Genomic DNA, 23,160 nt, shown 5'->3' with positions numbered 1-23,160 from the left:
TTTATGACATGTTTAGATTTCTAACCAACTATCAACGCTGCTTCATTGCAAGATTAATTGAGGAATGGGTATGGGCGACGTGTTAATTGTAGAAGATGATCCAGTGTTGCGTGAAGCACTGGCAGAAACAATGAACCTGGCAGGTCATTCCTATTTGTCTGCCAAAGACGGTAAAGAAGCACTGGCGATGCTGGAAAAGCATAATCCTGCAATTGTATTGAGCGATGTGCGCATGGATCGCGTGGATGGCCAACAGTTGCTGGCTGAAATCCAACGGCGCAACCCCGGCGTTCCGGTCATTTTGATGACAGCCTATGCATCCGTAGAAGATGCTGTCAGCGCAATGCGAAATGGTGCTGTGGACTATCTGCAGAAGCCATTTAGTGCGAATCTTCTGGCAGAGAAAATAAACCGCTACATTAAACCGGCTTTTATGCAGGATGATTCCCAACCGATTGCAATGGATCCCAAAAGCCAGGCATTACTGTCAATGGCCTTGCGCGTGGCGCAATCGGATGTAGGCGTGATGATTAGCGGCGAAAGCGGCACAGGTAAAGAAGTTCTCGCCCATTTTATTCACGATCACTCACCGCGTGCACAGAAACCCTTTGTGGCGATTAACTGTGCTGCAATTCCCGAACAAATGCTGGAAGCCACTTTATTTGGGTATGAGAAAGGGGCTTTTACCGGCGCTTATAAGTCTACCCCTGGAAAATTTGAACAGGCGCAGGAAGGTACGCTGCTGCTCGATGAAGTCAGCGAGATGAGCCTGAGCCTGCAAGCCAAATTATTACGGGTATTGCAGGAAAAAGAAGTGGAGCGTATTGGCTCCAATAAGATGATTAACCTGGATGTAAGGGTGCTGGCCACCAGTAACCGCCATTTATTGGAAGAAGTAAAAGCAGGTCGGTTCCGTGAGGACCTTTACTACCGTTTGAATGTTTTTCCCCTGCATTGGTTACCGCTTCGTGAAAGAATCTGCGATATTATTCCTTTGGCTAATTATTTGATTAGACGCCATTGTCAGGACAATTTTCCAGTTATTCCGGTTCTGAGTGAAGAGGCAAGGCAGGCACTATTGCATTATTCATGGCCAGGGAACGCCAGAGAACTTGATAACGTGGTGCAAAGAGCCCTGGTATTACAAACACATGGAGTCATTGAAATTGCACATCTTCAGTTACCGGATTTGAATAAGGAAAAACAGGTTAAAAAGGCTGAAACAAAAAATCTTCAAAATCATGAATATGATCTTATCGAAAAAACATTGAAGGATTATAATGGCAACCGGCAGCAAGTCGCAGCTGTTCTTGGTGTGAGCGAGAGAACACTGAGATACAAGCTGGCGAAAATGCGTGAAGAGGGATATGAAGTTTAGGGAAATAACATGACTGATGTGAATACCGTTTCATTGTTTAACCAGATGCGCACCATGGCGGCAGAGGCGCAGGGAAAGGCGGCTGAATTAACCCCTGCATCGACTTCTTTCGGTGAGATTTTTCATCAGACCATGGGGCAGGTCAATCAGTTAAGCCAGACTGCCGATAACCTGCGCAGCCAGTTCGAATTAGGAGCTGCCAATGTTAGCCTGGGCGAAGTCATGGTTGCTGCTCAAAAATCAAACATCGCGTTTGAAGCAACACTCAGGGTGAGAAATAAATTGGTGCAGGCGTACCAGGATATAATGAATATGCCGGTGTAAGAATCTAGGTTGGGCTGTAAAGCCCAACATTTAGCCGCTGGTCTTTACAGCCCAGCCTACTTGAGCCGGTTTCAATACAGGAAGTGACTTAATATGACAGGAGTATGTCATGGCCTTGGCTGATACTGCAGCAAATGCAGCCACAAAATTTACCAGCTTACCCATTGCCAAGCAGCTGGGCCTGATGATTGGGCTTGCCGCCAGCGTGGCTATCGGGGTCGGTGTTGTGCTCTGGTCACGCACACCCAGTTATATGCCTTTATACAATCAGTTAAGTCCGCGGGATTCTACGGATGTAATGGATACCTTGCAGCGCAATGCGATTCCTTTCAGACTGGATGAAACCTATGGCACTATTATGGTTCCCAGCAGTGATGTACAGGCTGCCCGCCTGAAATTGGCCGCTGAAGGACTACCCCGCGGCAATAATCCAGTTTCGGAACTATTTGCTAACGGCAATGCATTTACCACCAGCCAGTTTATGGAAAATGCAAGATACAAGCAGGCGCTGGAAGCAGAACTGGCAAGAACCATCAGCCAGCTGCATGATATTAAATCAGCCAGGGTGCATCTAGCCATCCCCCGTGAGTCGGCCTTTGTGCGTGATAGCCGTGAGCCGAGTGCTTCCGTCTTTATCGATATTTATCCTGGGGTCGAATTAAAAAAGCAGGCAATCGCTTCCATTATTAATCTGGTTGCTTCCAGTATCCCCAATTTGTCTGCAAGCCGGGTGACGGTTGTAGATCAAAATGGACAGCTATTGAATGAGGGGGCTGGAAATTCAGCCTTTAGCAATACTGAGAAATACCTCGATTATCGTCAAACACTGGAACAGCAATATGCGCAGAAAATTCAGGATATCCTGACACCTTTGCTGGGATTTGGCAGAGTGAAAGCCAAAGTATCGGCGGATGTCGATTTCACTGACTTCGAACAGACCCAGGAGCTTTACAATCCGGACGGGGCTGCTGTTCGCAGTGAGCAGATGATGGAAGAGCAGCGTAAAACTGCAAATGCCAGCGGCGTTGCCGGATCACTATCCAATTCACCGCCTAAAAATGCCAATCTGCAAGGTAAAAATGCAGGAAAAGGGGGCGCGAATGCGCAGCCGCCTACCAATCAGACGGAGACTGATTCAAACGATATGCAAAAGCAGGTGGTTAAAAATTTTGAGCTGGATAAAACAATCAGCCACACTAAAAATCAGCCGGGTAGTATTAAACGATTAACGGTGGCAGTACTCATAGACAATCGGCCAGTATTGGATCCTAAAACCAAGCAAATGGCTATGAAGCCTTTATCCGCCAAGGAACTGGATCAGGTAAAAGCCCTGGTTTCCGATGCTATCGGGCTTAATACCGAAAGAGGCGACAGTTTAAATGTAGTGAACAGTAATTTTATAAAGCCTGATCCCATTGAGCCCATTCCTGAGCCGCATTTCTGGCAGACGAGTACATTTTGGTCAATTGTAAAACAGGTTCTCGGTGGCTTATTCGTACTGGCCCTGGTTTTTGGCGTGTTTCGTCCTTTATTTAAGACATTGGCAAGCAACCGTACAGAAGAGGTTGAAGAGGAACAGCAAAATGATCTGACTTATCAAGGACAAGGCATGCTGCCTTCGAATGCAAATGATTATGAAACGCAATTGGCATTATTGCGGCAAGTGGTGGATAAAGAACCGAAACGAGTTGCGCAGGTTGTAAAAACCTGGGTTGATCGGGGGTAGTTTTTATGGATGGAATTGAAAGGGCAGCTATTTTATTATTGGGAATGGGTGAAAAAAATGCTGCTGAAGTATTAAAGCACCTTGAACCCCGCCAGGTTCAGAAAGTCGGAATGGCAATTTCCACCTTAAGTAGTGTCAGCAAGGCAAAAATGCAAAATGTCCTGGGTGAGTTCTTAAACGCGATTGAAGAGCAAACCAGCCTCACAGTCGATGCGGAAAATTATCTGCGGACTGTTTTAATTAATGCCTTGGGTGAAGATCGGGCCATGCCTTTTATTGACCGTATCCTGGTTTCTGACAAAGACAGCGGTTTGAATCGATTGAAATGGCTTGATGGCCGTTCTATTGCTGATGTGATTCGAAATGAACATCCACAAATTATCGCTACTATATTAATTCATCTAGATAGTGAACAGGCTGCTGAGGTAGTCAGCTATTTTACCGCTGAGAAACGGGCAGAGGTGCTCTTGCGTATGTGCACAATTGACACGGTAAAGCCAGAGGCAATCTCTGAGCTTGGCAAAGTGATTGAAAAACAATTGAGCGGGCAAAAAATCAGTAAAACCGCCTCAGTGGGGGGCATTAAAACGGTTGCAGATGTGATTAATTTTTTAGAAGGCTCAGTAGAGGAAGAGGTTCTCGATAAAATTAATGCCTGGGATCAGGAACTCTGTGAAAAAATAAAAGATAAAATGTTTGTTTTTGAAAACCTTGTGGATATGGATAACCGTAGTGTGCAAACGCTGCTTCGCGATATACCTTCAGAGCAGTTGCTGCTGGCATTAAAAGGGACGACAGAGCCGGTTAAAGATAAAATATTCAGTAATATGTCTAAACGCGCCGCTGATCTGCTAAGGGATGATTTGGAAATGCAGGGTCCGGTGAAAGTGAGCGAAGTTGAAAAGGCACAAAGGGATATTCTGGCCCTGGCCAAAAGTCTGGCCGAAGAAGGAAAGATTGCCCTGGGAACCAAAGGTGGAGATGAAATGATTTAATGACCGTCCCAGCGGTCGACTAACCCAAATCCACGCCGCGAGACCAACCCTCGAATTCCCGCGGTGAGGACCAACCCCCGAATCCCCGCGGCTGTGACCGCGGGGCCCATGTCTGGTGGTTGAACATGCTCTTCAGATGAACTCCAATGTTGCCAAAATAGCGATTAAAAGCAGTTAGAAACAAGTCTTTCAAACATTCCTTTAATTAGCAAAACCGATATTCTAGATAGGCTTTGTGGGCCCCGCGGTCCCAGCCGCGGGGATTCGGATGGTTCCGACCGCGGGGATTCGGATGGTCCCAGCCGCGGGGATTCGGATGGTCGCTGCCGCGGGGATTCGTGCGGGTCTTCGCGTGATTCGGTGGTCTTCGCGTGATTCGGTGGTCTTCGCGTGATTCGGTGGTATTCGCGTGATTCGGTGGTCCGCGTTCAAACTATCTCGCTTTAAACTCCACTAAAACTGGAAGATCCGTCTGCCCAGAGAACTCTTCCAAGGCGGCTTTTTCTTTTTTCACTGCCTCTGCCAGTTTTTCTACATATTGAAGTCTTCCTTTCTTGGAATCACCCTGGTTTAAATCAATGTAGGCCTGGCAGTTCTTAGCAATAATGTCTAATGCAGAAAGCCGCACGTTGCTTGGCGCATCCGGATCCAGTTCCCTATACGCTTTAACCGCTTTGATAACCGCAGACGCTTCTGATGACGTCCTAGCGCCTATAAACCCTCTGCCCCAAAGCAAAATGGCGGCCTGATGGCTTTTGGAAAAAATCAAGCTCTCTGAGTGGCTGGAAACTTTAACGAAAGCAAAATCTCGACCATGTGCGCTGGTATTTTCAATAGCCTTTGCTGTATTCAGTTTTTCATAGCTTTCGCTTAAATGCTGCTCAATATTTTTAGCAGTTTGCGTGATCTCTGCTACCAGAGCCAGCGGCTCTGCCAGCTCTTTATTGTCTTTTGTAAACTTCTCACAAGCGTCCATTATATTAACCAGGGCAAGCGATTTACGGTAGATTTCAGCACGATATTCATCCTGGTTTGTGAATTGATGTGGGAGCGGTAATTTGTCATTTAAACCGAAATAATCATTGACTGCCTGATGGATATTTTTTAATTCATCCCGCTTGCTAATTTGTTCATTAAGGAGTTTGAGCGAGGCTTCTTTCGATTGATAAGATGCATCAATATCTGGGCGGCGTTTGCTGCCTTCTTTGGCCAGGGCAATTTCTTCTTTGGTTTTGCGTAGTATTGAAGACGCATCGTTATCAGTCTGCGAAAGGGCGCTTCCCATTTTTGACCAGGAGCTGGCAGTGGGTGAGTTTCTTAATCGGCCTCTGGCAGTATAGGCGGAGCCCATTTTTTTACTGTCATCGATGTTATCTTTAACAACAAATACATCGGGCAAAAGATTACTGAATACATTGTTCCACCAGTTACCCACTGCATTAATAATATTCGGTAAATGTTTGACAGGTTTGGCCAGGTTCGCAAAGGCAGAGAAGATGGCCCCCCCTGCTAAATTTATCGGAGCCAGGACGATATCGAATACCATCCACCAAAAGTCCCTGGGATGTGGGGAGCGGCCATAGGTGAATGCTTGATTTGCCATATTAGCTACGGAAATAATGGACGCAGTGTAGGAGATAAAGCTGATTGATCCAAGAATTCCGGCAGGTACCAGCAAGGGTGGAAAAAATATTCCTGCTACGCCTAAGATAGCTGCTGGGAAACCGGTAGTCCATCCAATAATCGAAGTGGCAGTGGCAACATCATTGCTGATGGCCTCAGTGAGGGTCATTTTTTTTGCATATTCATAATGCCCGTCGATAATCCGTTTCCCCAAAACTTCCAACTGCTTAACTGTGGCAACTGTCTCCTTGTCATCTGCATTGACCAAAGCGCGCAATTCCTGCACCAGCAAACTAATCTGCCGATGTGTCTGCAAGCAATCATAGCGAGTTTGTAATTTCAGCAAGGCACTGGCTGAGAAAAGATTGCGGATTTTTTCTTTAATTTCATTGGCTGCTTTGGCCGCTTCAGCATCACTTATAGCAATATCATTAAGCGTTTTGTTGAAAAACTGGACCAGCGCTTTTTCTTTAAAATAACTAGCCTGTTTTTTAAAAAGTTTTTCAAATGCAATGATTTCTTTTAATGTTGCCTCGTCTCTTTTATTTTCATTTTTTGATTTTTGGATGAGATCATCAATAAATTCAGATGCTGGTTTATCCTTGGTTTTTTCAGATTTAATGCGTGTTTCAAATAAGCGTGACCCCGACCATAATTTTGGATAATTCAATATGCTGTATTGAGCGGTTTTAAGCGTATCGGTATTTGCAATGCTTTGAGGCACATGAGTCTTGATCCAATTTTCAAATTCTTTTTGAATGGATTGGTCAATCAGATCAAGATTTTTGAGAGTAATTGCCATTGCCCCTCAGCAGCTCATTTCATAAGGCCTTTACTCATTATAAGCCTGTAATGCTTAATATATGCTTAAGTGGCCTTATAAAGCTGCTGAAAGACAATTAGTAAATGTCAGAAATGCCGCGCACAGACAACCCGATAGAGGCTTGATTTATCATCGCCGCGCTGGCCCCCAACGACATTGGCATTTTCAGTCCAGGCAAACCCTGCTTCACCTGCAGAAACTTCCGTAGAACTCCAGGCGATAAATGGAATGCCGATATTCCCATAAATATTCTGCATTAATGGTAATACTGCTGAACCACAGCCGCTGCCCTGGTTAATTCCGTCGTAACCTACCTCGCAAATTGCGGGTAAAAACCAGTCGGTGAAACCGTTAATATTCACGTTATAACATTGTGCTGCAGCAACTGGCGGTGTTAAATTAGCAGCAATAATACGAGCGGTATTACACTGGCCATCCTTATTACCATCGCAGGAATTGATTCCCGCAGTAGAAGTCTCGCTAATACCAGTAACTGCTACGCCAAAGGGACCCCATTGAGTAAGGGGGGGAAATGCCAGGATTTGCTGCGACACTTTCCCGGCGACGCTCATTGTGGCAGGCGGCGTATCATCTAGGGCAAACACAAGGCCACCTTGATAGAGGCATCTGTAATTTAATATCACTACATCGGTAGAGACGGCAGCGGCATTATCCGCGCTGACCTGGATAGTGCCAGGAATAGGGGCGCCCCCAGAAGAACAGGGAGTGATGCCGTTAGAAGTGGCGGTATTTCCTGGAGTAATCGTAATCGTACAACTACTGCCGATGCTTAAAGTACTACCGCAGGTTGTGGAATCTGTGGTTCCTGCAGGCCAGTTTGGCAGTGACAGGGATAAATTAGCTGCGGGGCTATTTCCGGTATTTCTGATAGTAATTATGCGCGGAAGCCCGGAAGAAGGGTTGCCAGGGACTCCAAATTCTGTAAGCCCGGTCACGCTTAATGCCAATGTACTGACGCTTGTTTCTAAAGTAGTAACACCTGTAGTAGTGCAATTGACAAGGATGTTGCTGACATCAGCGTTTCCTATAGTGCCAATCCCATTGGAGACAAGACAGGTTTGACCCGAAGGCTGTGTCTTTACGGTGACAGAGTAAGAACTGCCAGAGGTCAATGCTTTCGAAAAAACAAATGTCCCATCTCCACTGATTGTCAATGCGTCGCCGCCATTATTTTGTAATACCAGGGTTTCTAACAGACCCGTAACAGACCCTCCCACGGAATAATCCGCTGCGGACTCTTTCGTAATTCTCAAGATATCAGCAATGCCAGGCTGATAGCATTGATTGGGGTTATATTGACTGCATACCTGTGGACCCCCAATGACATTGGCGCTTAAAGCACTCCCGCTAATCGCCAGATTTAAAATACAGGATTGTTGATAACCCAGGCTAAAAAGCCTCGGGCAATCGCTTGCCGAAGTGATTACTTGCGTAATACCTGGAACAGGCTTCATTGTTAGGGTATGGGTTCTTCTGGATTGATTGGTAATCTGGTATTTAACAATAGCCGAGCTATTTGGAGAAACTGTCAGAGAGGTTGCCGTTAGCGGAGTGAATGTCCATAAAGGTATTCCCGCGAAAGCCAAAGAAAATGAAAAATAGTTTATTATTAAAATAAAAGCTTTGATAGCAGTTTTCCTCACTGGAAGATCTCCTGTTCTTTATAGCTATTAAAAAGCTGGGAATTACTTTACTAGCAAATGGATTACTCTTCAATACTGTGCATCCGGGGCTGCACATGCCAGTAATATACTCTGTAACCAGAAATTTTCATTTGTTTTCATAGCTCTTTTTTGTGATACTGGGTCGAAAGCCAGCTGAGTTAGGGATGACAGTGTATGGAAAAAGAGTTTGAACCTTTCCATGAAAACACAAAACAAAATGAGTTCCACCCCTGGGATTTAACCTCTCCTGTGCCGGAACCAGTATTAGCACCCCCAGACTCTCAGGAGCTATTCCAGGCCGAGTGTCAACGTCTGCGGGAAGAGGCTAAATTGGCGGGGTATCAAGAGGGTTTAGCGAAGGCAGCTTCCGAAGTCGAATTGCTTAAATCGAATCTGTCGGAGTGGATAGACTTTTTTAGAAACCCTATCCGCCTGCTGGATAAAAAGGTTTCTGATGAGATTGTTCAAACCATATTCTGGATTTGTGAGGCTTGTATTGGACTTGAGCTGAGCTGTGATCCGCAAAAACTGTTACTTTTAGTTGAGGATATCAAAAAAGAATTGCCTTCTATTAAAGGAAGCAAGCAGTTGGCAATGAATCCTCTGGATGTAGAATGGTTAAAAAATCATCTTGATAAACAAAAAGTTGGAGCGATCACGGATATTCTGTTTGAAGATGCTGGATTAATGCGCGGGGATTTTTATCTTAAAGGTGAACATACTGAGCTCGATGGCCGTCTTAAAGCCCGTTTTACGCAATTGTTTTCCGAACAATTCAGTATGGAAATGACTATTTCGTCCGACGCGGATAATTCCATGGATGATTTTTATGATTCATTATGAATCCCGCTTGATACCCCTTTTAAAACAATTAAGAGCACACCCCGCAAACGGTTTGCTCCGTCGCGGCAGGATTAGCCGAGCTGTTGGGCTGACATTGGAGGCACGCGGTTTTCAACAGCCTGTGGGCGCTCTCTGCTGGGTTAAACTCTCTGCATCCGAGCGCGTTGAGGCTGAAATAGTAGGCTTTGATGATGATGCCTCGTACTTAATGTCTATCAGCCATACTCAGGGTATTGGGCCGGGAATGCTGATTACACCAAGCGGACGAATAGCCCAGGTCAGAATAGGGACGCAGCTACTGGGCCGAATTTTAAATGGCGTGGGTGAGGCGATTGACGGTGGGGAAAGTCTGGAAATACTTGAGAATTATCCGCTGATCAGCCAGCCCATTAATCCTTTGAAAAGAGCGGCAATTGATACCGTTCTCGATGTAGGCATCCGCGCAATCAATGGCTTGCTGACGATTGGCCGCGGTCAGCGGATAGGCCTTTTTGCCGGCAGCGGCGTGGGTAAATCCGTTTTACTCGGTATGATGAGCCGGTTCACCGGCGCAGATTTGGTTGTGGTGGGTTTGATTGGCGAGCGAGGGCGCGAAGTCAAAGAATTCATTGAAAGCAATCTGGGTGAAGCGGGCTTAAAACGGGCAGTTGTAGTGGCAGCCCCTGCAGATGAAAGTCCCTTGATGCGATTGCATGGGGCGATGGTGGCAACCAGTATTGCCGAATATTATCGCGATCAGGGGAAACATGTCTTGCTATTGATGGATTCCTTAACCCGTTTTGCCCAGGCGCAAAGAGAAATAGCTTTGTCGATTGGGGAACCACCCGCTACGAAAGGTTATCCTCCCTCTGTATTTGCGAAAATTCCCCAGTTGATAGAAAGGGCTGGCAATGGCATGCCCGGAGGGGGCTCGATTACTGCCTTTTATACGGTGCTGACAGAAGGGGATGATCAACAGGATCCGATTGCCGATGCAGCAAGGGCTATATTGGACGGCCATATTGTCCTTAATCGAAGTCTGGCGGAATCAGGCCAATACCCGGCAATTGATTTGGAGGCATCTATTAGTCGGGTTATGCCCAGTATTGTGGCGCAAAGCCAAATGAAAGCTATGCTGACTTTAAAAAAATACCTGTCCATTTATGAAAAAAATAAAGATATGGTTCTGCTTGGGGCTTATACGAAAGGCACCGACAAACAATTGGATAAAGCCATACTGTGCCGTGAGCAAATCAGGGATTATATTTCCCAGGACATGAATCACTGTGTGAAACAAGAGGAAAGTCTATCAAAGCTAAGGGAGTTAGCAGCAATTTTGGAAGCATAATATGAGTCAGGCACAGATCGATCAACTCCTGCAAATTCTTAAAATCAGAGAGCAAGCTGTTCTCGATACGCTTAAAAACTGGCAATTAGCCCAGGATCAGTTTCACGCTGGAAAGGCAAAACATGATCAGCTGCTGATTTATCGCCAGGATTATGTCGAACAACTGCAGCACTTAGGCAGTGCCGGCTGTGAGCTGGGGCGTATGCGTAATCGCATCGATTTTATTACACAACTTGATCAGGCATTGGGGCAGATGAGCCAGCATCTGGCTTCTCTTGCGAAACAGCGCTCTCATCTTGAAAAAATGTATTTACAATCCAAAGCAGAGCAGGATGTTGTGCTGGCGCTGCTTAAAAAGCTTTACAATGAGCAAAAAATCGCAGAAGAAAAGCTGAATCAGAAAGAAAGTGATGAGTACGCGCTCAAGCAATGGTATAGTAGAGGTTCAATAACCAATTCCAAAAAACCTGGTGATTAAACTTTTAAAACGCTGCCGTATACCTCTGGCAATACTGATTATTGTCGCGGCAGTGATATCCAGCCTCTTTCGTGCCCTGACGCCCTGGGCTTCTCAGTATAAAGCGGAAGTCGAAGCGCATCTGTCTACTCTGATCGGCGAACCAGTTCATATCCAGACTATGGAAACTGGATGGTATTGGTTTGAGCCAGTTATCAAATTAAAACAGGTAAGCGTTTCAGACGGCAAAGACGCTGGAATTCATTTAAAAAAACTGTTAGTGGGAATTAATGTCCTTGGATCTTTGTGGCACTGGCAAATACAGCCTGGCGTGCTTTATGTTGATGATCTCAATCTGGATATTCGCCAAAAAGATAATCAATGGCAGATAGAGGGCTTGAATCTGGGTAATGGCGAATTCAAGCTTGATCCGGCAGTTTATACCCCGGTGTTAGCCTGGGTGCTCAATCAGCAGAAAATTATTATTAAGCATCTCTCAACCCAGATTCATTTGCAAAATGGCACTGTGATTCCGGTCAAGCGTTTTAATCTGGTGGTTTCACGAAAAGCGGATCGATACCGCATACAGGGTGAGGCTGCACTGGAGCAGCACATACCGACGGCGTTTCAGTTAGTAGCAGACCTCGCAATTGATCCCTATCAGCTTTCCAAAACTGAAGGGGAGGTTTATTTTTCGTCGGATGATTTGAATTTTGAACAATGGAGTAGTTTGCTGCCGCAGAATTTCCAACAAAACCTGAAGGGGCATGGCGATTTTAAATCCTGGATTGATATTAAAAAGGGCCAGCTCCAGACATTGCAGTCCCAGTTCAATTTGCAGCAGATTCAATGGCAGGAAATGCTGGATAAAAAAATAAATACCATTCAAAAACTGAAAGCAAATGTTGCCTGGTCGCTGACGGAAGCCGGATGGAAGTTAACAGCCGATGATCTGGTGCTTCGTTTAAATGGGACTAAATGGCCAAAGAACAGTTTTGAACTCGATTATAATCGGCAAAATAATGCTTATCATGCTTACATTAAGAACCTGAATATTGCTTCAGTTTTTGAAAGCTTCCCTCATCAATTTGCAGCCCGGCTTTCAAGTCTGAGACCCTACAATCCGATTGGTTTCCTGACGAATACCCAGCTGGAAATAAAAGAGGGTCAAGCTCAATCTTTACTGACCCGCTTCAGTAAATTGGGCTGGCAAAATACGGAAACGGTACCTGGTGTTGATAATTTCTCCGGTGTTATCCAGTGGAGGCCAACAGAGGGCCGTCTTGAACTGGATAGTGAAGATGCGATAATCCGGGTGGAGGATAAACCGCCTGTTAAATTATTATTAGCCAATGCCGCGATGAGCTGGAAGACAGCTAATCAGTCGACCAGCTTTGATATCGAGCGGCTGGTTTTACAAAGTCCTGACTTACTGCTGAAAGCCAAAGGGCAATTGTCTGGTCTAAGTAAGGAGTCCAAAGGACAACTTGATTTTACCGGTGAGTTTGAAGGCAGCAAGGCGGAGCAATGGATTAAGTATATTCCTTCAGGAAAATTAAAGCCTAAACTGGAGTCGTGGCTAAAACAGAATATCAAACAAATTGATCATCTGATGGGGGAGGTTCACATTCATGGCCCGCTCTCCGAGTTCCCTTTTGACAATAATAATGGCGAGTTTTTAATTAAAAGCCATTTGCAGGGAATTGATTTGTATTATGCCAGGCATTGGCCGATAACCCGCAACATTGAAGCCTATCTGACAGTGGACAGGCGTTCGCTTAATGCTGATATTGTGCATGCCAATCTGCGCGGTATCATATTAGACAAGGCTAACCTGCGCGTGGATGATATCGGCCATGATCGGGAAACCTTACTTCTGCACGCCAAAGTAAATTCAAATTCTAAGAAGGGATTGGCGTATGTACTCGAATCCCCCCTGAAAAATAAACTTTCCGCCCTCAAAATGCTGAAGATGAGCGGCGATCTGAGTATGGATTTTCGCCTGGAAGCGCCCTTGTATCCTGACAATGATGAGATTCTTGTTTTGGGAGATATGGATCTCGAAAATAATGAGGTAACCGTACACCATAGCCTGGACGATTTGCAGTTAACCGGGGTGACTGGTAGTTTGCAATTTGATCAGGAAGGTGTTCTTGACAGCAATTTAAAGGCTTCGCTTTTACACAATCCGGTAAGTATTCTGATCAAGTCAGTTCGCCAGGAGAAACCTTATACAGAAGTTAAAGTGAAAGGAAAAACCAGCATTGATCTTTTGAAAGACAAGCTTGATCTACCCCTGTTTTCCCTTATGCAGGGTGAGCTTTGGATTGAAAGCACCCTGATTTTGACGGCGGAGCCAAGTGATTTGGACCATTTGCAGATTAAAACCAATCTCCAGGGTGTGAATGTCAATTTGCCAGCGCCTTTTGGCAAAACGTCAATGAGCAAAGCACCGTTATCACTGGATATTCAATTCAATCCGGACAAAGCCGTAAAATTAAAAATGGATTATGACAAACGTTTATCGGCTAATCTGATTTTTGCAGGTAAGAAAAAAGAGTTTCAGCTTGAGAAGGGCAGTATCCTGTTTGGAAATGGACGGGCTGACGACAAAGTGAAGGGATTGCAGATTGCAGGCTCACTTCCTGCTTTTAATTTACAGGAATGGCAGCAGATATTCTCGCAGTCCACTTCCAATAATAAGGGGATTTCAGGTCTCATCAGTTTTATTAATATCAATCTGAAAAAAGCCATTGCCGGCAGTTATGAATATGATAATTTGACTATCAAAGCCAGGAAAACACCCGAAGAAACCTGGGCTATTCGTATCAATCAAAAAACGATGGATGCCAATTTAAATTATGATCCCAAGTTCAATCTGCTAAAAGGGCATTTTGATCGATTGATACTTGGTCAAAATAAAAGAGTCAATGCTGCCAAGGCCACTCATTTGAACATCGCGGATATGCCCAATCTGGAGCTGGATATTAAGGATTTACGGTTTATTGACTGGCGCTTGGGTAAGATGTCGTTGAAAGCAATCTCCACGCGCGCTGGATGGAAGATTGATTCCTGCTCCCTGAAATCCCCCGCGTATCAGATAAACGCAAAAGGATTATGGGCCTCTGATCAAAACGGAAGTAAAACGGATATTCAGAGCCGGATTGAAATCACTGATATAGCTAAAGGCCTTGAGCAATTTAATATAAGCCCCGCCGTCGAGGGACATGAGGGATTGATTCGGCTTTCTGGAAGTTGGCCAGGCGGTTTTCAGGATTTCTCGCTGGACAATTTGACCGGTAACATGTCAATTGAGCTTAAAAACGGGCGTATCACGCATTTGAGTTCTGACACCGAAGAAAAACTGGGGCTAGGTAAATTATTAAGCATATTAAGTCTGCAGACTATTCCCCGGCGCCTTAAGCTTGATTTTAGCGATTTATCTAACGATGGATACAGTTTTGATATCTTTGAAGGAAATTTCGCTATCGCCCAGGGAATGATGACCACGCAGGACAGTTATATAGACGGTCCGATTGCCTATGCCAGTATGAAAGGAAATCTCGATATTTCCCGTCAGCTTTATAATCTGAATCTCAGAGTGACCCCTCATATCACTGCCAGCCTGCCGATTGTGGCAACTATTGCCGGAGGCCCTGTTGTCGGCCTCGCTACCTGGGTAGCCAGCAAGATTATCAATCAGGGAATGCAGAAAGTAAGCGGCTACACTTACAAGATATCAGGACCATGGAAGCAACCCGAGGTTGCACAGGATAAAATTTTCAGGAAAAAGAAGAAGCAGGCGTAGGATTTTCAAAACCCGCCACGGGGAGCCTTGGATTACCCGTCTTTGCGAGCCTTGGCGAAGCAATCCAGATCAGAGCTTGAATGAGGCACCGGACTGGATTGCTTCACTTTGTTCGCAAAGACAGGTGGCTTCCTTCGTAAATACGGGTTGTTAATGGCAAATTAAAAAACTAAATGGATGACTATGTGGAAACATATTTTGAAGCATTACTGGAAGGTAACCACTTTAAAGGAATCTCCCGCAGATACCCCTTATTCTATTCATTTATTGCTTACCATCTCCTTTCTTTTTTTTATTGTAGTCAGCGTGCAGTGGTCGCTGGTTGCTCCTAAAAAACAAAGTTTTCAAGTACCATTCGTGGCGGCGGCAGTCCTTCTGGCAACCTATTTTATTTACAGTTGGCTGCTTCTACATCTTGCCGGAAAATCAGAGCGATTAATCCAGACCGTTAGTTCGCTCTATGCAAGCTATCTGATTATACATCTGCTGGCATTTCCCCTTATTTTTTTCTCGCAGATAATGCTGAGTGAGCAGATTGAAGGCTTGCTGATGCTGCTTTTGTTATTAATCTATCTCGTAGCAGCTCTTTTTTTGACAGGTTGGCAGTTTCTGGTGACTGCTAATATCTTCAGGCATGCTTTGGATTTGCGCTTTGTTAATGGTATTCTTGCCTGCCTGGGCTTAATGGCATTTAGCCTTTTAACTCTTTCTTTTATCCGGTGAAAAAATGCATCTACACATATTAGGCGTTAGCGGTACTTTTATGAGTGCTTTGGCGTTATTGGCCAGAGAGTCAGGATTTACAGTGACAGGAAGTGATGCCAATTGCTATCCTCCTATTAGTGATTTATTGCAAGCCAAAGGCATCGAATGGGTTGAAGGCTATGACGATGCAACTTTAGCATTGAAAGCGGATTTGATTATTGTCGGTAATGCGATTAAACGAGGTATGCCGGTGCTTGAGGCAATTCTAAATGCAGGTAAACCCTATACCTCCGGGCCACAATGGCTGGCGGAAAATATTCTACCGCGGTATCGGGTTATGGCTGTCGCTGGTACGCATGGTAAAACCACAACAACATCGATGTTAGCCCATATTCTGCATCAGGCGGGTATGGAGCCAGGTTTTTTAATTGGCGGTGTAGCGCCCAATTTCAATACCAGCAACTGCCTCGGCAAGGGTAAATGGTTCGTTATTGAAGCGGATGAATATGATAGTGCCTATTTCGATAAACGCCCTAAACTGATGCATTATCGTCCCGAAGTGGCTATTCTGAATAATCTCGAATTCGACCACGCGGACATCTATGCCAATCTTGAAGCGATTCAACAGCAATTCCATTATTACCTTAAAACAATCCCCGGCAAGGGGGTAGTGCTTAAGCCCCGGGATGACGCCGCTTTGAATACCGTTGTCGCGAAGGGGGTATTTTCGCAACTGGAAGAGCTGGCTTTACAGGGTGAAGCAAGCTGGCGAGCAGAAATATTAGATCCCACTGGACGCGCATTTCGTGTCTGGCATTATGGAAAAACCGTGGCAGAGGTTAACTGGCCATTGATTGGCCGCTTTAATGTGGAAAATGGTTTGGCAGCTATTGCTGCAAGTTCTCATGCGGGTGTCAGTCCTGCGGATGCAGCTAAGGCGCTTGGGTCATTCCGTCCAGTGAAAAGGCGTCTGGAGGTTAAATCAGAACAGCATGGAATAACCGTCTATGATGATTTTGCCCACCATCCGACCGCAATCAGTAAAACGATTCAGGCGTTGAAACAAAGCCAACGTCATCAGCGCATCACTGTAGTGTTGGAGTTCGCATCCTATACCATGAAAATGGGTGTGCATGGCGATAAGATGCGCGATGCATTAAAAGAAGCAAATAATGTAATCATTTTAAAACCGGAACATTTTAGTCTGGACGACTTGGTAAAAAACTGGGATTTTTCCTACAAAATCCTTCCATCCAGCCTGGATATTGTCCATGAAGTGGCTGAAAACAGCCAGCCTGGCGACGCTATTCTGGTTATGAGTAACCGAGGCTTTGACAATATTCATCAGCAATTAACCACTGCGATTGAAAAACATCACCAGTCGGCTACTGTTTAAAGCGTAGGCTGGGCTGTAAAGCCCAGCAAATACAAATGCTGAACTCTACAGCCCAGCTGGCGAAAAAATTTTACCTGGCTTATTTTTTGCAGCTATAAAAGCTTTTTATAGCGTTCATTTATATTGCAAAATCTTTATCAGATTGTTATAAAAAAAGAAGGTTCCCAAGGAAGAGGTTGATTGGGATTAGCAACGTCGCTGATTTTTAGCTGCGAGTGGATGCTTGTGGAGGATGCCATGTCAGATTTTAAAGTTCTGCAGCAGAAAGCAATTGATCTCCCTGCAAATTTAACTCAAAGCAAGACCAGTTTATTCGGCACTTTTTTTTGCTCCTGTCTACCCTTAAATCAAATCAATACCCAACTCCTGCGTGATGCAAGGCTAATTAAAATGGTGGCCGAAAGTTTGAATTTCTATAAAAAAGAGAAAGCCGATAGCGATAAATTCAAATCTGATGTATTGGTTGGAATGTATATATTTATTTGGGGACGCCATGATACGCCTATTCAATGGATATGGGATAAGCCATTGCTTGATTCGATTCGCAGCCACCTGCAGGTGCAGGATATTCATGATTTAGACAATGAATCTTATCGGCGCTCGCTGCTAGCCTTGCAAGAATACTATGCCTGGCTTATGGATAACCAATATACTGCAGAATTAAATTATACCTGGCATTCATTCCCGCTTGAAACGCAAAACATTATCCACGATCTCTTGTGGCCTGATGAGCCGGAAACCGAATATGACCCTGAAATTAACACCGAGTATGACCCCGATGTGGAGAACAGCTGGAGTTGCGGCATTTTTAATTATTGCTGAATTGAATTAATTCAAAAGGAGCTACCATGGGATATACACCGCCAAGCCTAGAATATTTGATAGAAAATACAGCTTCTTTAATGAAAGAATTTGTACAGAAAGCCGGAAAATATATTTCGCCTTCCTACAAGGTTTTATACGAGAATCTGGAAAAATTAGAAAATGCCTATTCTCTTGCAGCAGCAAGTGACAAAAAAAACAGAAGCCACACCGCTATGGTCCAAGCGCTTGCCAAATTACGCGGATTATTGCATGAACCCGCTAAAATTGAAGAGGTCGCCAAAAAGCGGGGGGTTTCACCTGCGGTTCTGGAAACACAATGCCGGGATATTCTGCTTGGCGCTATGTTCGATCGTTTTTTTCGTTTGTGCTCAGAATTTGATAACTGGAATCGGCTCTATGTGTTCTGGAAGCCTGATAACAGTATTTTATACAGCAGCCTGCGTCAATATTTGTTGATCGGTGCGGAAGAGATTACCCCCAACACAGTGAAGGATTATTTTACCAGGCATTCCTATGTGATTGAGTCCTATTTAAAGGCATATCGTCAATATTTAGATCAGCCCCATGAAGAGGGATTTGTGTGGCAATCCATACCCCATATCGCCACACAAAAAACAGAATATTTTGCCAAGCTTAATAAATATATTGCTGATGCTGAAGGATTGAATGCCCGCTTCAAAAGGCAAGAACCTTTCATTTATTTTATTTTATCAATGAATGATTTTCTTTCTGAATCCAGGGAAAAATTTTTTAAGCAACTGGCGGAGTTAGATAAAGACTATAAAGCGCTTGGCGATAACCCGATCAATGAACTTACAGCCAAACTGGCGTGGGCTAAAGCCAGGTTACCACAAGAGTGGAGCAGCATATTTGCATACTGTGCGGAGCGGTTTGAACAAGACTGTGAAAGAAACCAGTACAAATTTAATAATGACGCAGAGTGCTGGTCCACTTTTCTGGGTTATCTCCGATACCGTTATAAAGGCCTCCAGACTCACTCCCTGCTAGGTACTTATATTTTTTGTCTCGAGGAGTCAAAACAATGCGGGGAACAATATAAAGACCAGAAGAGAATGAAAGAGAATGTCCTGGAATATTACCTCCATAAGGCTATTCATCCGGGAACCGAATTAATAGATGCCAAATCAGCCTGTGATATTATTGAAATATTTTTAAATTTTAAAAATAAACTGGGTGCGGCATTTACTCCCGATTTGAAAAATACACCCTGGGAAAAACTGGGGATGGAGGCACTCAGTACCAAACTAAACGAATTGCTGGAGACATACAAAAGACAACTTCAGGGAGAAAGGATGCCTGATCAGCGTTTCGTTATGGTGTAGGGAGGGTAATGGCCCAGTTATAACCTAATAACCGGGCCTTAGGCTTATTCGGTATTTCCCAGGTGAAATTGCAAACCACCATCTTCCCAACTTGCCTTAATTGTATCGCCTGATTTGAATTCTCCGGTCAATAATGCCTGTGCCAGAGGATTTTCCAGCTTTTGCTGTATTACTCTTTTCAGCGGCCTTGCACCATACACCGGGTCAAAGCCTGCTGCAGCAAGATGGGCAAGGGCATCAGGGCTTACTGAAAGCTGAATGTCCTGCTGTTGCAAACGTTGCTGGAGATAGCTGATCTGAATGGCAGCAATGGTGGCAATCTGCTCTTTACTTAAAGGATGAAAGACAACCGTATCATCAATTCGGTTAATGAATTCAGGGCGGAAATGCTGAGTGACGATTTCCATCACCGCTGCTTTTAATTGCTCATAGGTTAATTTTTTAGCCATGTCCTGGATGAGATGGGAGCCCAGGTTCGAAGTCATAACGATTACCGCATTGCGAAAATCAACAGTCCGTCCCTGGCCATCGGTTAAGCGCCCATCATCCATAACCTGCAGAAGGATATTAAACACATCGGCATGTGCCTTTTCTATTTCATCCAGAAGAATAACAGAATAGGGGCGTCGCCGAATCGCTTCGGTTAAATAACCGCCTTCTTCATAACCGACATAGCCGGGAGGGGCTCCAATAAGTCTGGCGACAGAGTGTTTTTCCATGAACTCAGACATATCAATACGCACCATCGCATCGCTGGTATCGAAAAGAAAAGTCGCAAGCGCTTTGCATAATTCAGTTTTACCCACTCCGGTTGGTCCCAAAAAGAGAAAGGAACCAATAGGTCGGTTTGGATCGGACAGGCCGGCGCGTGAGCGGCGAATCGCATTGGCTACAGCATCAACGGCCTCATTTTGCCCAATGAGTCGTTTGTGGAGAGCATCTTCCATATGCAGTAATTTTTCGCGCTCACCTTCGAGCATTTTGGCCACAGGGATGCCAGTCCATTTGGAAACAACATCGGCAATCTCTTCTTCAGTCACCTTATTGCGAACCAAACGGTTTTCTGTTTTTTCAGCCTCATTGACCTTGCTTAATTGTTTTTCCAGTTCCGGGATACGGCCATATTGAAGTTCAGACATCCGGGTTAAATCGCCTGCCCTTCGAGCGGTTTCCAATTCGACTTTCGCCTGCTCCAGAGATTCCTTAATATGCGTAGCGCCTTGCAGTGAGGCTTTTTCTGATTTCCAGACCTCTTCCAGATCAGCATAGTTTTTTTCCAGCTCATCAATATTGGTTTGCAGGTCCTGCAGGCGTTTTTTAGATGCTTCATCATGTTCTTTTTTCAAAGCTTCGCGTTCAATTTTAAACTGAATCAGGCGGCGCTCGAGTTTATCCAGACTTTCTGGTTTGGAATCAATTTCCATGCGGATTTGGCTGGCAGCCTCATCGATTAAATCAATTGCTTTATCAGGGAGTTGGCGATCTGTAATGTAACGATAGGATAGGGTAGCTGCTGCGACAATAGCCGGATCAGTAATTTCGACGCCATGATGCACTTCATAGCGCTCTTTTAAACCGCGTAAAATGGCAATGGTATCCTCTACTGAGGGTTCATCGACCAGCACTTTCTGGAAGCGCCGTTCAAGCGCTGCGTCTTTTTCAATGTACTGGCGATACTCATCAAGGGTTGTGGCGCCAATGCAATGCAGTTCGCCGCGCGCGAGAGCCGGTTTTAGCATATTACCGGCATCCATTGCACCTTCTGCCTTCCCTGCGCCGACCATGGTATGTAGTTCATCTATAAAGAGGATGATTTGTCCTTCCTGCTTCGAAAGATCATTCAATACGGCCTTTAAACGTTCTTCAAACTCCCCCCGGTATTTTGCGCCGGCAATCAAAGCGCCCATATCGAGCGATAAAAGCCGTTTGCTTTTTAAGCCTTCAGGTACTTCGCCATTGACAATACGCTGAGCCAGGCCTTCCACGATCGCTGTTTTACCCACACCAGGCTCGCCGATTAACACGGGATTGTTTTTTGTACGCCGTTGCAGAACCTGGATGGTGCGTCGTATCTCATCGTCGCGTCCAATGACTGGATCAAGTTTACCCTGTTCTGCCCTGGTGGTTAAATCAATCGTGTATTTTTCTAAAGCTTGTCGTTGTTCTTCTGCGTTGGGATCATTCACCGCTTCTCCTCCTCGGAGTTCATTTATCGCTTTTTCAATCGATTGAATTGTTGCACCGGTCTGTTTCAGCATTTTACTTAAGTTAGTTTCATCGCTGATTGCAGCCAGAATAAATAGTTCACTGGAGATATAGCTGTCTTTTTTTTGTTGTGCCAGTTTGTCAGTCAGATTGAGCAGGCGATTCAGTGCATTGGAAATATGAATTTCGCCCCCGGTTCCGCTGACTTTGGGCAAGCGATCAAGTGCCTGATCCAACAGGTTTTTAAATTCAGAAATATTGACCCCGGCTTTAGCCAATAACGCACGGCAACTGCCTCCCTGTTGATCGAGCAAGGCTTTCATCACGTGCTCGGGCTCGATGAAGCCATTATCCTTTCCCAAGGCCAAAGATTGTGCATCAGCGAGTGCCATTTGAAACTTGGATGTTAATTTATCCATGCGCATAGAGGAACCTCTTCGTTGGTTATTTAATTTACCTTCTATCTGCCGTAAAATGTGGGTTCATTTTATAAAATCAAGTAGCTGCAACAATGAATAATCCTTCAGTAGAGAACTCTGCGGATTCTCAAGTCCTGCTTAATCAGATTGTAATTGAATTTATGAAAGAACAAAAACGCAAACGGCGCTGGCGTTGGGTCTGGCGTATTTTGTTTTTACTGTTCATTGCCTGGATTGTTTATGAAGCCGCCTGGGATACGGACGAGAAGGGGGCTGGCAGCAAACCTCATGTGGGTTTGATCGATATTAATGGAAGTATTTTTGATACACAGAACAACAATGCAGAAAATTTTGTTAAAGGCCTGGATGCTGCTTATAAAAACAAGGGATTGCAGGCATTGATACTGCGGATTAATAGTCCCGGCGGCAGCCCTGTGCAGGCCAGTTATATGTATAATTCCCTGAAATACTATCGGGCAAAATATCCACAGATTAAGATATATGCGGTTTGCGTTGATATTTGTGCATCTGCTGCCTACTATGTGGCAGTTGGTGCTGATGAAATCTATGCAGATGAATCCAGTCTGGTTGGCTCGATTGGGGTTTTATATAACGGCTTTGGTTTTGTTGATGCGATGCAAAAACTCGGTATTACCAGACGCCTGCAAACTGCCGGCAACAACAAGGGAATAATGGATCCGTTTTCACCAGTAACGCCTGAGCAGACACAATTTTTGCAAGTCATGCTGAATGATATCCATCAGCAATTTATCAGCAGGGTCAAAGAGGGCAGAGGCGCCCGGCTCAAAATTGATGATCAAACCTTCTCTGGTCTCTTCTGGACAGGAGGCCAGGCCAAGGATCGCGGTTTGATTGACGGTTTTGCCAGCAGCGGTCAGTTAGCAAGAGAAATCATTAAAATTGACACGGTAACGGATTATACCTACAAGCAAAGTGTGTTTGAAAAAGTCAGCAAGAATATTGGAACTGCAATGGCTGATCAATTGCCCCTGGCATTGGGAATCAATCCAGGCGTTCAATAACCCGAAGTATAAACCCGGTTGATATACAACCGGGTTTATATGGCTCGGCTGATAAGCGATTTCAGATTCAGCAGAAAGTTTCTTTTCATACTGCCGATAGCCGCTACCATGGCAAATTTAACTGCCTCTTTAAGAAAAGAAAAAATCCCGGATGCTCGAACCATTTTGAATCCCAGAAAAACCAGAGGCAGGGCTGCTACGGCGACCATTCGTTTATCGCCCATGCTATTGTCAA

Annotated in this window: 17 protein-coding genes; 13 read left to right on the top strand and 4 right to left on the bottom strand. The window is 44.8% G+C overall.

Translation table 11 applies throughout. The features are described 5' to 3' along the window. Nucleotides 1-70: 70 nt before the first annotated feature. From DYH42_RS10550 to fliG, 4 genes are all read left to right on the top strand, one after another. Nucleotides 71-1,378: a sigma-54-dependent transcriptional regulator gene (locus DYH42_RS10550; RefSeq protein WP_058523221.1), complete on the top strand. Its 1,308-nt coding sequence runs from the start codon at nucleotides 71-73 to the stop codon at nucleotides 1,376-1,378. A 9-nt stretch (nucleotides 1,379-1,387) separates the two neighbouring features. After that, nucleotides 1,388-1,702: a flagellar hook-basal body complex protein FliE gene (gene fliE / locus DYH42_RS10545; protein ID WP_058523222.1), complete on the top strand. Its 315-nt coding sequence runs from the start codon at nucleotides 1,388-1,390 to the stop codon at nucleotides 1,700-1,702. A 109-nt stretch (nucleotides 1,703-1,811) separates the two neighbouring features. Continuing rightward, nucleotides 1,812-3,428 (top strand): flagellar basal-body MS-ring/collar protein FliF, encoded by a 1,617-nt coding sequence (gene fliF, locus DYH42_RS10540; RefSeq protein ID WP_058523223.1) that lies wholly within the window; start codon nucleotides 1,812-1,814, stop codon nucleotides 3,426-3,428. 5 nt (nucleotides 3,429-3,433) lie between these two features. Then, nucleotides 3,434-4,423 carry a flagellar motor switch protein FliG gene (gene fliG, locus DYH42_RS10535; protein WP_058523224.1) on the top strand — a complete coding sequence of 330 codons (990 nt, stop codon included), beginning with the start codon at nucleotides 3,434-3,436 and terminating at the stop codon, nucleotides 4,421-4,423. A gap of 433 nt (nucleotides 4,424-4,856) precedes the next feature. On the opposite strand, the gene DYH42_RS10530 is transcribed toward fliG, so the two are convergent. Continuing rightward, nucleotides 4,857-6,848 carry a hypothetical protein gene (locus tag DYH42_RS10530; protein ID WP_058523225.1) on the bottom strand — a complete coding sequence of 664 codons (1,992 nt, stop codon included), beginning with the start codon at nucleotides 6,846-6,848 and terminating at the stop codon, nucleotides 4,857-4,859. 107 nt (nucleotides 6,849-6,955) lie between these two features. Beyond that, on the bottom strand, nucleotides 6,956-8,533 hold the full coding sequence (locus tag DYH42_RS10525) for a hypothetical protein (protein ID WP_058523226.1): 1,578 nt from the start codon (nucleotides 8,531-8,533) through the stop codon (nucleotides 6,956-6,958). A 195-nt stretch (nucleotides 8,534-8,728) separates the two neighbouring features. On the opposite strand from DYH42_RS10525, the gene DYH42_RS10520 reads away from it, so the two are divergent. The 8 genes from DYH42_RS10520 (at nucleotide 8,729) to DYH42_RS10485 (ending at nucleotide 19,258) form a co-directional block, all read left to right on the top strand. Then, nucleotides 8,729-9,397: a flagellar assembly protein FliH gene (locus DYH42_RS10520; protein ID WP_058523227.1), complete on the top strand. Its 669-nt coding sequence runs from the start codon at nucleotides 8,729-8,731 to the stop codon at nucleotides 9,395-9,397. Next, nucleotides 9,384-10,724 carry a flagellar protein export ATPase FliI gene (fliI, locus tag DYH42_RS10515; protein ID WP_058523242.1) on the top strand — a complete coding sequence of 447 codons (1,341 nt, stop codon included), beginning with the start codon at nucleotides 9,384-9,386 and terminating at the stop codon, nucleotides 10,722-10,724. Before DYH42_RS10520 ends, fliI begins: the two co-directional genes overlap by 14 nt. 1 nt (nucleotide 10,725) lies before the next feature. Continuing rightward, the gene (locus DYH42_RS10510; RefSeq protein WP_058523228.1) at nucleotides 10,726-11,202 is read left to right on the top strand and encodes a flagellar export protein FliJ; all 477 of its coding nucleotides are present in this window, start codon (nucleotides 10,726-10,728) and stop codon (nucleotides 11,200-11,202) included. Next, the gene (locus tag DYH42_RS10505; RefSeq protein ID WP_162263088.1) at nucleotides 11,195-14,989 is read left to right on the top strand and encodes a YhdP family protein; all 3,795 of its coding nucleotides are present in this window, start codon (nucleotides 11,195-11,197) and stop codon (nucleotides 14,987-14,989) included. Before DYH42_RS10510 ends, DYH42_RS10505 begins: the two co-directional genes overlap by 8 nt. 183 nt (nucleotides 14,990-15,172) lie before the next feature. Beyond that, nucleotides 15,173-15,712 (top strand): hypothetical protein, encoded by a 540-nt coding sequence (locus DYH42_RS10500; RefSeq protein ID WP_058523229.1) that lies wholly within the window; start codon nucleotides 15,173-15,175, stop codon nucleotides 15,710-15,712. Nucleotides 15,713-15,716: 4 nt separating this feature from the next. Then, nucleotides 15,717-17,090 (top strand): UDP-N-acetylmuramate:L-alanyl-gamma-D-glutamyl-meso-diaminopimelate ligase, encoded by a 1,374-nt coding sequence (gene mpl, locus DYH42_RS10495; protein ID WP_058523230.1) that lies wholly within the window; start codon nucleotides 15,717-15,719, stop codon nucleotides 17,088-17,090. A gap of 237 nt (nucleotides 17,091-17,327) precedes the next feature. Beyond that, nucleotides 17,328-17,912 (top strand): hypothetical protein, encoded by a 585-nt coding sequence (locus DYH42_RS10490; RefSeq protein ID WP_131793052.1) that lies wholly within the window; start codon nucleotides 17,328-17,330, stop codon nucleotides 17,910-17,912. 26 nt (nucleotides 17,913-17,938) lie between these two features. Then, nucleotides 17,939-19,258 (top strand): hypothetical protein, encoded by a 1,320-nt coding sequence (locus tag DYH42_RS10485; RefSeq protein WP_058523232.1) that lies wholly within the window; start codon nucleotides 17,939-17,941, stop codon nucleotides 19,256-19,258. Nucleotides 19,259-19,302: 44 nt separating this feature from the next. Here DYH42_RS10485 and clpB read toward each other — a convergent pair whose 3' ends face one another. Further along, nucleotides 19,303-21,888, bottom strand: coding sequence for an ATP-dependent chaperone ClpB (clpB, locus tag DYH42_RS10480; protein WP_058523233.1), 2,586 nt, complete (start codon nucleotides 21,886-21,888; stop codon nucleotides 19,303-19,305). An 86-nt stretch (nucleotides 21,889-21,974) separates the two neighbouring features. Here clpB and DYH42_RS10475 point away from each other — a divergent pair, with 86 nt between their 5' ends. Then, on the top strand, nucleotides 21,975-22,925 hold the full coding sequence (locus DYH42_RS10475) for a S49 family peptidase (protein WP_058523234.1): 951 nt from the start codon (nucleotides 21,975-21,977) through the stop codon (nucleotides 22,923-22,925). A gap of 35 nt (nucleotides 22,926-22,960) precedes the next feature. On the opposite strand, the gene DYH42_RS10470 is transcribed toward DYH42_RS10475, so the two are convergent. Continuing rightward, on the bottom strand, nucleotides 22,961-23,149 hold the full coding sequence (locus DYH42_RS10470) for a hypothetical protein (protein WP_058523235.1): 189 nt from the start codon (nucleotides 23,147-23,149) through the stop codon (nucleotides 22,961-22,963). Nucleotides 23,150-23,160: the final 11 nt, after the last annotated feature.

The sequence above is a fragment of the Legionella birminghamensis genome, from assembly GCF_900452515.1.
Lineage (GTDB): Bacteria > Pseudomonadota > Gammaproteobacteria > Legionellales > Legionellaceae > Legionella_C > Legionella_C birminghamensis.
This window is presented reverse-complemented; position numbering and strand designations above follow the sequence as displayed.

Coding starts and splice junctions, on each gene's coding strand:
- DYH42_RS10550 (WP_058523221.1), top strand. CDS start 71: ATGGGCGACGTGTTAATTGTAGAAGATGATCCAGTGTTGCGTGAAGCA.
- fliE (WP_058523222.1), top strand. CDS start 1,388: ATGACTGATGTGAATACCGTTTCATTGTTTAACCAGATGCGCACCATG.
- fliF (WP_058523223.1), top strand. CDS start 1,812: ATGGCCTTGGCTGATACTGCAGCAAATGCAGCCACAAAATTTACCAGC.
- fliG (WP_058523224.1), top strand. CDS start 3,434: ATGGATGGAATTGAAAGGGCAGCTATTTTATTATTGGGAATGGGTGAA.
- DYH42_RS10530 (WP_058523225.1), bottom strand. CDS start 6,848: ATGGCAATTACTCTCAAAAATCTTGATCTGATTGACCAATCCATTCAA.
- DYH42_RS10520 (WP_058523227.1), top strand. CDS start 8,729: ATGGAAAAAGAGTTTGAACCTTTCCATGAAAACACAAAACAAAATGAG.
- fliI (WP_058523242.1), top strand. CDS start 9,384: ATGATTCATTATGAATCCCGCTTGATACCCCTTTTAAAACAATTAAGA.
- DYH42_RS10510 (WP_058523228.1), top strand. CDS start 10,726: ATGAGTCAGGCACAGATCGATCAACTCCTGCAAATTCTTAAAATCAGA.
- DYH42_RS10500 (WP_058523229.1), top strand. CDS start 15,173: ATGTGGAAACATATTTTGAAGCATTACTGGAAGGTAACCACTTTAAAG.
- mpl (WP_058523230.1), top strand. CDS start 15,717: ATGCATCTACACATATTAGGCGTTAGCGGTACTTTTATGAGTGCTTTG.
- DYH42_RS10490 (WP_131793052.1), top strand. CDS start 17,328: ATGTCAGATTTTAAAGTTCTGCAGCAGAAAGCAATTGATCTCCCTGCA.
- DYH42_RS10485 (WP_058523232.1), top strand. CDS start 17,939: ATGGGATATACACCGCCAAGCCTAGAATATTTGATAGAAAATACAGCT.
- clpB (WP_058523233.1), bottom strand. CDS start 21,888: ATGCGCATGGATAAATTAACATCCAAGTTTCAAATGGCACTCGCTGAT.
- DYH42_RS10475 (WP_058523234.1), top strand. CDS start 21,975: ATGAATAATCCTTCAGTAGAGAACTCTGCGGATTCTCAAGTCCTGCTT.
- DYH42_RS10470 (WP_058523235.1), bottom strand. CDS start 23,149: ATGGGCGATAAACGAATGGTCGCCGTAGCAGCCCTGCCTCTGGTTTTT.